Below are 11,859 nucleotides of genomic sequence, written 5' to 3' on the forward strand. Positions count from 1 at the left end.
AAACTTCTCCTTGTTTCCATAATCCAAAGCCTAGCTGTGTTTTGGTGTTGAGGTTGTCGCAATAAAAAAGGGGCTTACGTCAAAAAACGTAAGCCCCTTGAAAATGGCGCGCTCGGGAGGATTCGAACCTCCGACCGCCTGGTTCGTAGCCAGGTACTCTATCCAGCTGAGCTACGAGCGCGTCGAGGAGGCGCACAATATAGATTGGCGTAGGTAGAGTCAAGCATTTTTTTCACATGAAGTGCTTTTTTGGTGTTTCGTGACCGTAAAACCTGTTTGTCTGTTTCTGCTTTCTCACAAAGGGATTCAGCTCCCGAGGCGTGGGTAGAAAGCTGTGTAGGGCTTTCTATAGGTTACAAAGGGCTTGTGAGGCTCTGCGGCGACTACTGACTGATCGTTCCGCTATTGCTTGTTCCCAGCTGGGTTACATTGGCAAGTTGTGAGGTTCCACTTTGGTTAGCTGTGAGGCTGTTCAGGGTCCCGTTTTGAAGGGATGTTAAAGCGTGGTTCATTCCGCGCTGATTCGACATTGCAGAGTTCTCCATGCCGCTTTGGGTGGTCCATGAGCTAATTTGTGAGCCTGCCTGAAACACTGTTTGTGAATTTTGCATGCCTTGCTGGCTTATATTTAATTAGTTAAAGGAACTGTTAGATTGATTGGCTGATACGGTATTTAGCTCACTAACTTGATCTCCAATAGCAAAATTATTACCGCCTGCACCCTGACCAAGTCTGGATATATTTCCAGTACCAAATTGTGTAGAGCTAGCAAAATCAGAAATGCTTAAGCTGTGAGATATTCCACTCTCATTTTGATCCCCGATTTGTAAAATTTGAACGGTACTCAGTGAGCTTTCAATCTGTATAGATACTCCGACATTGTTAGTGCCATCCTGAGTCATATTTATGAAATCATCGGTGCTATCTATTTGGGTGAGCAAGGTAGTATTAGAATCACCTTTTGGTGGTCTGTTAGCTTTGGTTAACGTGCGACTCTAGTGAATTGATATAACCCATATATATGTCTCGGTCACGCCTGCCTCCATTTGCATCGACTCCTGCCATAATGTCATTGATTAGATTGAATAGAGTTTCTGATAAGGTCTCTGATGCTTCACTCACAGCTTCAAGTCGGACAGACTGGCTTATATGGGTATAGAAGAAGTCCAATAGCCTTGTATCGTGGAGATTTATCGTTGAGCAAGCCAGTTCTATTTGTCGGGCATATATTTTGTATTCCGTCATGACCATTGCTCTGAACTTGTAGTCTCGAGGAAGGGCTTCCTTAAGGATATTTGCGTTTCTATTATTGTTGTTCTCTAAGTATGCTCTAAAACCCATCATGTCATAGGATGCCGGGGCTTGTTCTTTGTGAGTTATAGTGCTGATAGCCGCGGCACAAAAATCGGCCATGTGAACTCGAAAATAATGGTATGCATTTTTTAATTGTTCGACTCTTTTTTCTTGTCTTAATTTTTCTTGTCGGTTTGATTGGTATTTTGTAAATTCATTCAATAGTAACCCAAATGTTGCAATTCCCGTCAGTGTTTCAATGGAGGTTAGTAGGTAACCGAGCTCATTGACAGGGTAAATTTCTCCATAGCCCAAAGTTGTTATTGTTACAATGCTGAAGTAGATACTTTTTGTGAAATCGAGCTTTTCATTTATACAGGAGTCACATTCACTATATATTGCAGCAAAGATGAAGATTACTGAAAAATAACCGACAAGTATTTTTTTCCATGTCAGAAAAGATAGGAAACGTGTCATGTTCTGTGCTCATTAACTATAAGCGATGTAATTTATGCCTGCGTCATTCCTTTTGGGATAATTATGATCGCGCCAGCAAGTGTAAAAGAGGGCTGCTTGCAATCAGTCAATCTGGATTATGGTGACTGTTTTGATCTTACGTTTCTATTAGCATAGTAACGTTAGCTAAGTTGTGAATTATTGAGTCGATACTATAAGGTGTATTGCTTATGGGTTGGTGGTGATGTTGAGAGTATCATTTGCATTCATGAGTTGATGTGGAGGAGGTAGGTTATATCATCGAGAAACTCGCCCCTCAATTTATCTAACACCGAAAATAGTCTGTACGCGAGGGGGTATGATTATTGCTCTTCAGCAGAGAGTGCTGATGCGTAATTCTATTACACCTGATAATGGCTTTCCGTTGACAGTTTGTCGACTGGGGTTCGCCCACTTAATTGTTGCCGGTGGAGCTCAGTTAAAATCTAGTGCTTGCCCAATCGCTGGCTTTCTTCTTGGGAAAGAGGAGCTGGCTCAGCCCCTGCTTATATAAATTTATCTGTATCACTGGCAATTTATGTTTCTGGCAGTGAACCGCCAATTCCATCACTAGCTCCCAGCAATGGGTTCAAGGTGAGGAATACTTCCTAGAAGTTCTTGTATTACGGCCTGGTGACAGATGTCTAGCAGTGGAGTTCTGGGGGAGTTGATGGCGGTGGGGCCGACTCAGGCATAAAGGTAATGCTGGCGGTGATATATACATGCGGGTTTTACCGCGCTATAACAAAAAAGGGCTTATGCCGTTAAGCATAAGCCCTTTGTTTGTATGGCGCGCTCGGGAGGATTCGAACCTCCGACCGCCTGGTTCGTAGCCAGGTACTCTATCCAGCTGAGCTACGAGCGCGTTACGGGTGCGGATATTATAGATGCACCTGGTGCAAGTCAACCTAAAGAATAAAAAAACCCTTAAAAAACATTGTCTTGGGTAAATGTTAGGCACTTTGAGTGAGTTTTGACTAGTTGTAAATTCGCTGCCAGGGCTAGCGGGCCAAGAGGATGATAAGACCCCACCATCAAGAGTAGATAAGTGGTTTTACAGAGTGAGGGCAAGGCCCGCTTGCGTGGCTCTTGGAGGCTCTTGAAAGGAAATGTACCGATCAATGACAAAGTAGGGGGCAGTCAATCTCATCCGGCTTATCAGGTTTCGATCTCAGCGCCTAAAAGCGCGTCTCCAATGACAAGTCAAATCCGCTTATCCTCAGGGTATCATTATCAATTGTTTTCCATTGGAGCCTGCATGCAAAGTTATCAGTGAAAGCGTACTTTATTCCAATGCCGTAGACTAAGTCCGTTTCATTTTTGCTTTGGGAGTAGGTTGGGCTTAATGGGCTATCTGGTATCCAGCTGGATCTTGGTATGAACTCGCTGTCGATTTTGTTATGGGAGAGGCCAACAAGAGCATTTACAGTCGTCTTGTTAAGGATTGGATATTGGGCAATAACATGCAGATGATAACTTTCTACTGTAACCGTTTCATCATCGGTGATATAGGCATCGCGATATTCATCAATTTCTCTGTCATAGAAACTAACTAATGCAACAAATTCATCATAGGTGTTACCGAAGTGGTCATACCCGAGTTCAACGGAAAGAAACTGATTGAATTGGTACCCAGCGTGAATGTTGACATTGTTGGCGTGATCGCCAAAGCGTTGAGAGCTTATATAGGGTTCTGGAAGTTTGTTCTGGCCCTTAAAGTCAAAGTATCCATATCCTATTCCGGCGTAGATTGACTTCTCTGCCGCGATAGAAGCATTTGCAATGGTTAATAGTAATATGGCTAGTCTAGTGTATTTCATTTTGGCCCCATTTATTCCATTAAATGAGCGGTTTTATCTCTTTGATAGGTTGTAAATCGCTAGTTACCGTTGCGCTATATTCGCTTTCAAGTAAAGTTAGGACCTTTTGCCCGATCAATTCAATCTATTTTTGGCTTGGCCCATTAAGCGTCTATAAACTACTCAGTGAGCTAACTATGGAAGTGTAGGGTATTAGCAATAAAATGAAAGCTGGAAGTTTAGGGGTTTAGAATATGAGGCCAGTTTCGTGAGGGTAAAAATAAAGGCAGTTTTTACCCTCGGATATTCATTTTATAGATGTCCTTAGAAATGGGTTTCTATAGACAAATGTATGCCACTGATATCTACGACATCATTATTGATGTTTTTCCATTGCAGTTTGCCGCTGAACCGGTTGGTAAAGTCGTATCTGACGCCGATACCGTAAGTTAGGTCAAAATCATTTTCGCTGGACTTGAAAGGTTTATTGTCTTCATAATTTCCATCAATATCCGCGATGCTCATGTAGGCGGTATAAGTACTATCTATTTTAGTGTAAGAAAGGCCAAGGTAGGCGCTGACAGTGACATTATCTAGCATTGGGTATTCGAAGACAGAATTTATTTGTACGCTGTCAATATCCAAGCTTTCCTTGTCATTAATGATGTTATAGTCAAGTTGAGCTATTACTGCACTATGATGAATATAGGTGTCGGATGCTTTACCAAAATGGCTGTATCCTGCCTCTACAGAGAAGAATTGATTTAGTTGGTAGCCAGCGTAAATATCAAAGGAGCTGGTGGTATCTTTAAAATTATTATTTACATAATAATCTGTAAGTTCTTGTTGCCCATCAAAATCCTGAGTCCCGTATCCAATTCCAGCGTAGAAAGGGGTTTCTTTTGCAAATGCTGAATTGTAGTTGGCTAATAGAGGGATCAATAGAAATATTTTTGAAATTTTCATGTTGGTCTCCTGAGGTGTAAAAGTAACGAAGTGCTCAAGTGTCAAAATAGACAGTATCTATATTGCTTTTGTCTGAAGAATTCAGTCAAGTTGTTTAATTAGAGTTGGATGGTTTTGAGGCTTGATTGTGCGTTAAAGAGGCATTTTGTCTGATTTGGTTGCCAATCTGTCTTCTTTTGATTTATCAAAATGTCGGTCTGCACGCCTTTTTTGTCTGAGTTTGGTTCTACTTGTGGCAGGTTTTTTGAAGAGCTTTTTATAGTTTTTCTAACTTGCCACTGTAGTACATATGGAACTGTGTCATTTTTAAAATCTATCTACAAAGCTAAAATTGTCAGGGTACTTATGTAACCCATCAAAATCGCCTTTGCTAAGGGTTACACCGCAGTGGCGTGCAATTGCATAAACCATGCTTACTACCTAGGCAGCAGCAAAGAATACAGTCGACTCTTGAAAAAATGATTTCACAAGTTTTCTATTTTTCTTGATGCTCTGCAAATCTGCATTTGCACGACTCAGTAGTGTCTCACCTTTTTTCAGCGGCCTCTTTGAAGTCCCTATATTTCTCATATGATTCCAGACCAACTCATCTGGATTTAGGTTTGGTGCATATGGCGGTAAGAACACCATTTCAAGCTTTCCATCCTGTGAATCGACATACTCCAATACCTTTTTCGATTTGTGTACTGGGTGCCCATCAACAATGAGAATCACTGGTCTTTTCTGACTTCTCTGGAAATTTTTGAAGCATTCTACGCACTTTTCTGCCGTGAACTTTCCACTATAAATATGATACCAGAAGCCACCTCTATTCGATAAAGCTGAGATCGCATTGATTGACTGTCTTTGACCACTCGTTTTTACCACTGGAGTTTTTCCTTTTTCTCCCCATGTCCTTTGGAGTGGATCGTCTGATCTGATACTAGCCTCGTCCAGCCAAAATATTTCTGCACCAGTTTTTTTCGCATAAGATTTAATCTTTGGATAGACTTCCTTTACCCATTTATTCACCGCCTTCTCATCTCTCTCGTAAGCTCTTCGTAGAGGCTTTTGTGGCGTCAGGCCCAGTCGATGTAGAAGTGTGCCGACACTAGAAACGCTAAGTTCAATTTTGAATCTCTCAAAAATCAAATCCGATACGATCTGACGTGTCCACAATCCGAAATCAAAGCCATATTGCCTTGGATCGCCACCAATAATCCATCGTTTGACTTCCTCTTCTTCAATAGCTGACAGTTTTCTACCGCGTCCAGGTCTAATTTTTGGAGATAGCGCTTCAATACCTTTCTCCCGAGCAGTCCTTAACCATGGGAAAATAGTTCTGCTCCCCAGCCCTAAGCTACGACTAACCTCCGCCGCAGATTCTCCATCAAATACTCGCTGAACAGCAATTTTACGTATGAGGTGCTGCTCCTCAGTACTAAGTTTTCTGGCATCGTATTTCATGCAGTTTATATTACCAGGGTGTACTGATTATTTCTGCCCCGCTAGTATATGGAATAGAAAGTTTGGAAGTATATATTGATGGATATATTGTGGCTGTGGGAGATCCACGGTTGTAAAACCTGCTTTATCATTGATTCTTCTACTACTGTCCAGATCGGTTACTTCGGGTAAAGAATCTAAATAGTTTAGTGTTTTTTGGATAGTTCTCAGAATACCTTCCTTTGTATTCCCATCTTCTTCAAATGTCACAATTTTCTGGTCAACGAGCGGGCAGTATCCGCGAAGAGAAAAATTGGCCGCAATTTTTGCATTTTCAGCTAAGCTGAACATGTCAGGTGCCAGCTGCTTGTGAAATATTTCCTGCGGAATTTTAGTCGTAATGGAAAGCAGTTGGGAAAGATGATTATGAAGAAGGCTCTTGATAGATATTTGCATTAGGTAACCTGATAACAGCGGAGTGAATTAATTTTTTTGGTACGCACGTTCCTAGGTATTGCTACATCAGATATTGTGACAAAGTCTCCCAATCAAACCGCCGAGCCTTACCGTCGCTAAATAAAACCTCGATACGCTTGTCCTCCCATCCCAAAACCCTTCCATAGCCAAGTTTTCGATGCCGCAGTCCCTCTCCAGGTTCGGGTTTTCGCATTGGTGCCCTGGGTGCACTGATATTGGGGTTGTAATCACAAGCTTCTAAATAGTGGAGCGCTTGGCGTGAAACCGGTACATCGGTGTCGATTTTTTCCGGACGCTCCTTTAAGGAGTCTGCCATCAATTTACTTAAAGGAAGCTGCATTTCATTAATAAATAATGAAGGCTGCGAAGCCTCTGGATCATTCTTTTTGGAGTCTTCTGCAGGGGCCAACAAGAAGAGTTTTGACTTGGCTCGGGTCATCGCCACGTACATCAAGCGGCGTTCGCTCTCCAGTGACGCGGGTGTGCTGAAGTCCCGTTGAGGTTGATAGGGCATATTGTGCTGGGTGAGGGTGGGGATAATCACTTGTTCCCACTCCAAACCTTTAGCCTGGTGCATAGTCGTTATCTGTATAGCATCCGCTTCGGTTTGTTCGCCCTCCCGGTGTTGGCGTTGCAGCTCTTGTAGATGTGCCAGGGCTTCAGCGGGTGGCTGCTTCAGTGTGTCCAGGTATTTGCAGAAAGCGAGGATGGTTTGCTGCCTCTCCTCCCCTTGTTGGCGGGTGAAGGCGTCGTCAGCGATTCCGCTGAGAAGTTCCAGTTCACCGATATGGCGACGCAGTAGCTCTCCAGCGTGACCGCGCCAGCTCTCGATCTGGGTAAGCAGGTCTGCCCGTTGGCGCAAGCGCTTGATCTGGGGCTTGCTCAGGTTTTCAGGTAGTAGGGCAATTAGCTTCTTGCCCCAGCCTTTGTCCAGCGCTGCCAGAGAGGAACAGATGGGCTCCAGGACTTTGCGCGGAATACGCACATGGGGAGAGGTCAGCCATTCGTAAAGTCCCTGCTGGCGACGCTTGGGTGGAAGTTCGGCGAATCGACCGGAGGCAATATTTAAACTCCAAAATAAGGGGCGCAGCTCCCGGCGCGAAAGGACGGTGTTGCGGCTTGCTGAACGGTAGGGAATATTATTGGCCAGCAGTGCCAGTTCAATAGGAGCGGCGATAGACCACAGCCGCACCAATACGGCGACATCCCTGAGTGACTGACCTTGCTTTTGACATCGGCGCAGGTGCTCTACAAGCCAGCGCCCCTCCTTATCGGTTTTTACCAGCTCGATTTCTGTTTGCTGATCTTCATTGGCAGAAACACAGAATATATCGGCGCGATCGCGATTGTTCTCAATAAAGTGGTTGGCGGCCAGGGATAGCTGGTGGCCGTAACGGAAAGTGCGGCTCAGGTGATAAATATTCGAGGGGGGAAAATCCCCATCGAAAAATGTGAGCAGGAAATCCGGTTTGGAGCCTCGCCATTCGTAAATTGTTTGGTCTGGGTCGCCAATCGCGATGACGTTGCCAGATTTTCCGTAGAGAACTCGCAGTAAAAAGTGCTGTATCTCATTGATATCCTGGTATTCGTCCACCAGGATATCTTCGTAATAGCTGCCGTACTCCTCGGCCATTTCCTCATCCATGCTGAGCAGCATGGCTGGGTCATAAATCAGGTCGGCGTAGGTAACCGCATTTTGGCTGCGGCGCCAAGCTTCAAAAGTGCGAAATACCTGCAGAAAATACATGTATTCATCGCCGAGCTTCAGTTCCTGAAATGCGCTTAGATCTCCCGACAGAATCGTTTTGGTGTAGTCAATAAAAAATTCAGCGGCCTCAATCTCAGATTGCTTCCGTGCTCTAATCTCTTCGAGTTCGTGAGTGGGCGCGCACTCTTCAATGGCCTTCCAGATTTGTAATTGGATTGTGGGTTGGGGGAGGGGGGATAGGTTGGCAGCAGCGATATGGTCATTGGCGATCATGCGTCGGTATAAACGATATCCAACACTGTGAAAGGTATGTACCGCTGGTATCGAGCCTTCAGCCAGCTGCCGTAAGCGGCGGTCGAAGTCCTCTCGAGCACTGCGGTTGTACATTAATACGAGCAGTCGTTCGGGGGCGATACCTGCATCAAGGCGGTTCTTTATGTAGTGCAACAGAGCAGTGGTTTTGCCGGAGCCGGCAACGGCAATGATCTTGGCGTGACCACCGGCATGATCTGCAATTGCCTGCTGTTCAGAGGTAAGGTTATTTCCGCCCATCGCGCTCTTTGCTCAAATACTGGATATTTTGCCAGTGTTTGATGCTGTCTTACAAGTCGCGCAACCTTATTCGGATGGTTTGTCGCTATCGGAGATTTGATGGTGGCGCAGGGCAAGCTCAGCGATGTAGGGGGAGAGGAACACGCGGCCGCTCAATTCCTGTAGTAGCTTGGAGTGGCCCAGGCGATCCAGTACAGCCCCCTTTACCTCTGCCAGGTGCAGCTGGATATCCCGACTTTGTAAATCTCGATTTACCTGCAGTAGTCGCTCTATCGCTGTGCTGTCGATCCGGTTAACAGACGATAAGATCAGTACCATATGGCGGGTATTGCGATGCCGCTTTATCTCTACAAAAAGTCGCTCCTCAATCGCATTGATGTTGCTAAAAAACAGGTTCTCATCAATACGCAGGAACAAAATCTCAGAGTCGGTTTTCACCGTATGGCGAAGTACATTGCGGAATTGCTCAGTACCCGGTACGCGCCCCACGACAGCGATATGTGGCCGGCTGGCTCGCCAGATCAATGTGGCGAATGAGAGCCCGACACCCAAGGCAATCCCGGTTTCCACACCAAAAAACACTACCCCGAGAAATGTGCCGGCCATAGCCAGTCCATCGGTGCGATCGTAGCGCCAGTGGTGGGCCATACCCTGGAAGTTGATCAGGTTTGCGGCTGCAACAATGATGGTGGCGGCTAGCACGCAGATTGGTAGCTCAGTAAAGACTTTGGTGGCATACAGGAGTAGCAGTGCGATTAGCACTGCGGCTATCACGCCGCTGAGAGGGGTTTTTGCTCCACTCTCATCGTTAACGGCCGTCCGTGCAAAGCTGCCGGTCACCGCAAACCCTCCTGAAAATGCGCTGAGTAGATTGGAGGCGCCCAGCCCCCGCAGTTCCGCATTAGTGTTGAGCTTCTCGCCGCGCCGCTGGGCGATAGAGTGGGCAATAGATAAGCTCTCGACAAAACCGAGCAGGGCAATAATCAGGGCGGGCAAAAGCAGTTTGTAAATCAGCCCCGGGTTAATAGAGGGGATACTTAGGTTTGGTAGGCCAGCGGGAATAACTCCCACAACGGGTAATTCCTTCTCCCAGTGAAAAATAGTGGTAAGCACAATGGCAATCACCACGATAAGCATGGGCGCCAACCGTGAAAGTAATTTGGATCGTGCTGGGCCGACCCCGATTTTCCTGAGCAGGAAGGGCAAACCTAGACGGGCGGCAATTAAGCTGGCCAGTGCAATGAGCCCTAGCAGAGCTGCTTCCCGATCGGTTTCGGGTAGGTGGTTAAAGGTGCTGATCAATATCTCGAGAACCGTATCCCCATTGCTTGATATTCCCAGCAAGGGGGCAATCTGCCCGGCAATAATCAGCAGCGCGGCGCCGGAGACAAAACCGTCAACAACCGGAAGGCTCAAAAGGTTGGCGAGGCTACCGAGGCCAAGAAACCCCATTAATAGCAGGATTACTCCACTCAAGAGTGCTAATAATATGGCGCCGGAAATGTACTCGGGACTTCCCGGTGAGGCTATGGGGGTGAGAGCTGAAGCGGTCATTAGGGCGAGCACGGCCACTGGACCTACTGACAGCACCGAGCTGGAGCCAAACAGTGCGTATCCTACTAATGGGAGCAGCCCAGCGTAGAGCCCTAGATACGGGGGTAAGCCGGCAAGTGCAGCATAGGCGAGGGCCTGTGGAATCAGCATCATGCTGGCCAGGAGGGCGGCAACACTATCTCCCACCAGCCACTTGGGCTGGTAGCGTCGAAGCCATGGAGGGATTAGGTGGAGTAGCCGCATCCTTACGCTTGTTTCTGCTCTCTTCCTGCCGCAATTGTGTGAACTGCTCAAACAAGATAGACGGCGGCTGCCTCACCGTTGTGCTTGGGCGCAAGTTACTCCACTGCGGCAGTGCGCTTGATCCCGAAGAGTTGGAATATCCCCATACCCGTGAGCATGGCGAGTACAAAAATTACCGCTTTAAGTTGTCCCGCCCCGGTAGCGACAATCGCCGGTCCGGGGCAAAACCCCGCCAGTCCCCAGCCGGCGCCAAATAGAAGGCTGCCCAATACCAAGCGGCGATCAACCTGGTTACTTGCCGGCAGGTGAAGCGGTTGCTTCCAGATAGACTGTCCCCGCCGTCTGATGAAATGGAATAGTGGCAGGCCCACGGCGATAGCGCCAAACATCACCAGTCCCAGAGAGGGGTCCCAGGCGCCGGCTAAATCGAGGAAGCCCAGAACTTTCTCCGGGTTGGCCATACCGGAGAGCAATAACCCCAGGCCGAAAGTGAGCCCGGCCAAAAGTGCACTGATATTGGTTTTCATCATCATTGCCCCAGCTGGCTGATTAGGAGGTGTCGCATTAGAAACACTGTTGCGAAGCCCGCAACCATAAATATCAGGGTGGCGGTTAGCGAGCGAGTGGAGAGTCGGGACAAGCCGCAAACACCATGGCCACTGGTACAACCGGAAGCCATCCGCGTGCCTAGGCCCACCAGTAATCCCGCTGCAATTAAGGTGGGATATCCTGCCTGGATATCAATGTCGGGCACTGCTGCAAAGATTTTCCAGGCAAGAGGGCTTATCAATAGCCCCCCGATAAAGGCCAGGCGCCATAGGGAGCCCTGGATTTGGTCAAGCAGTCCGCCAATGATGCCGGAGATACCTGCGATACGACCGTTAAAGGCGAGTAAAGCGGCACTGGCGAGGCCAATCAGCAGCCCCCCGGCGAGTGCAGTGCCCGGGGTGAAAGCGGTCCAATCGATGGTCATGGGATTACTCCGCACAGTAGAGCTGGTAAAGGGTTTGCAGCAGGGCGAGTACTCGCGGGTCTGCAACCCGGTAGAAGACGTTTTTTCCCTCGCGGCGTGTTTCGACCAGGCCTTCGCGGCGGAGGACACCCAGTTGTTGGGATAGGCTTGGTTGATGAATACCCAGGCGCTCTTCCAATTCGCCTACATTTAACTCTTCCTGGCTGAGCTGGCATAGAAGTAGCAAGCGGTCCTGATTGGCCAGGGAGCGCAGCATCGCTGCCGCCTGGCCAGCGGAATCGCGCATTTTGTTGAGATCGAGATGTTCAGTATCAGGCATAGGTACTAAATCAATTTACACAATTACAATATATTGTTTTATATAATATCACATT

The 11,859-nt window shown here is 47.1% G+C and carries 12 protein-coding genes and 2 tRNA genes; all 14 read right to left on the reverse strand.

Annotated features, from left to right (window positions below):
• Positions 1–104 precede the first annotated feature (104 nt).
• Positions 105–181, reverse strand: a tRNA-Arg gene (locus ACJJIQ_RS04455).
• 202 nt (positions 182–383) lie between these two features.
• Positions 384–530: a hypothetical protein gene (locus ACJJIQ_RS04460; protein WP_445363818.1), complete on the reverse strand. Its 147-nt coding sequence runs from the start codon at positions 528–530 to the stop codon at positions 384–386.
• Positions 531–632: 102 nt separating this feature from the next.
• Positions 633–902, reverse strand: a complete 270-nt coding sequence (locus ACJJIQ_RS04465) for a hypothetical protein (RefSeq protein ID WP_445363819.1) — start codon at positions 900–902, stop codon at positions 633–635.
• Between the two features lie 70 nt (positions 903–972).
• Positions 973–1,770 (reverse strand): potassium channel family protein, encoded by a 798-nt coding sequence (locus ACJJIQ_RS04470; protein WP_445363820.1) that lies wholly within the window; start codon positions 1,768–1,770, stop codon positions 973–975.
• An 806-nt stretch (positions 1,771–2,576) separates the two neighbouring features.
• A tRNA-Arg gene (locus tag ACJJIQ_RS04475) sits at positions 2,577–2,653 on the reverse strand.
• Between the two features lie 313 nt (positions 2,654–2,966).
• The gene (locus tag ACJJIQ_RS04480) at positions 2,967–3,608 is read right to left on the reverse strand and encodes an outer membrane beta-barrel protein (RefSeq protein WP_445363821.1); all 642 of its coding nucleotides are present in this window, start codon (positions 3,606–3,608) and stop codon (positions 2,967–2,969) included.
• A 303-nt stretch (positions 3,609–3,911) separates the two neighbouring features.
• The gene (locus tag ACJJIQ_RS04485) at positions 3,912–4,553 is read right to left on the reverse strand and encodes an outer membrane beta-barrel protein (protein WP_444897848.1); all 642 of its coding nucleotides are present in this window, start codon (positions 4,551–4,553) and stop codon (positions 3,912–3,914) included.
• Positions 4,554–4,973: 420 nt separating this feature from the next.
• Positions 4,974–5,999 (reverse strand): IS630 family transposase, encoded by a 1,026-nt coding sequence (locus ACJJIQ_RS04490; protein WP_445362554.1) that lies wholly within the window; start codon positions 5,997–5,999, stop codon positions 4,974–4,976.
• A 27-nt stretch (positions 6,000–6,026) separates the two neighbouring features.
• Complete coding sequence (locus tag ACJJIQ_RS04495) at positions 6,027–6,434, reverse strand: DUF1993 family protein (RefSeq protein WP_445363822.1); 408 nt, start codon at positions 6,432–6,434, stop codon at positions 6,027–6,029.
• Positions 6,435–6,495: 61 nt separating this feature from the next.
• On the reverse strand, positions 6,496–8,715 hold the full coding sequence (locus tag ACJJIQ_RS04500) for an ATP-dependent helicase (protein WP_445363823.1): 2,220 nt from the start codon (positions 8,713–8,715) through the stop codon (positions 6,496–6,498).
• Between the two features lie 66 nt (positions 8,716–8,781).
• Positions 8,782–10,512, reverse strand: coding sequence for a SulP family inorganic anion transporter (locus tag ACJJIQ_RS04505; protein WP_445363824.1), 1,731 nt, complete (start codon positions 10,510–10,512; stop codon positions 8,782–8,784).
• Between the two features lie 95 nt (positions 10,513–10,607).
• The gene (locus ACJJIQ_RS04510) at positions 10,608–11,045 is read right to left on the reverse strand and encodes a DUF6691 family protein (protein ID WP_444897844.1); all 438 of its coding nucleotides are present in this window, start codon (positions 11,043–11,045) and stop codon (positions 10,608–10,610) included.
• Positions 11,042–11,485 (reverse strand): YeeE/YedE family protein, encoded by a 444-nt coding sequence (locus ACJJIQ_RS04515; protein WP_445363825.1) that lies wholly within the window; start codon positions 11,483–11,485, stop codon positions 11,042–11,044. Before ACJJIQ_RS04515 ends, ACJJIQ_RS04510 begins: the two co-directional genes overlap by 4 nt.
• A gap of 4 nt (positions 11,486–11,489) precedes the next feature.
• A complete protein-coding gene (locus ACJJIQ_RS04520; RefSeq protein ID WP_282932131.1) occupies positions 11,490–11,804 on the reverse strand; it encodes an ArsR/SmtB family transcription factor in 315 nt (104 codons plus the stop codon).
• Between the last annotated feature and the right edge of the window lie 55 nt (positions 11,805–11,859).

The organism is Microbulbifer maximicatervae (SeqCode) (genome assembly GCF_052468295.1).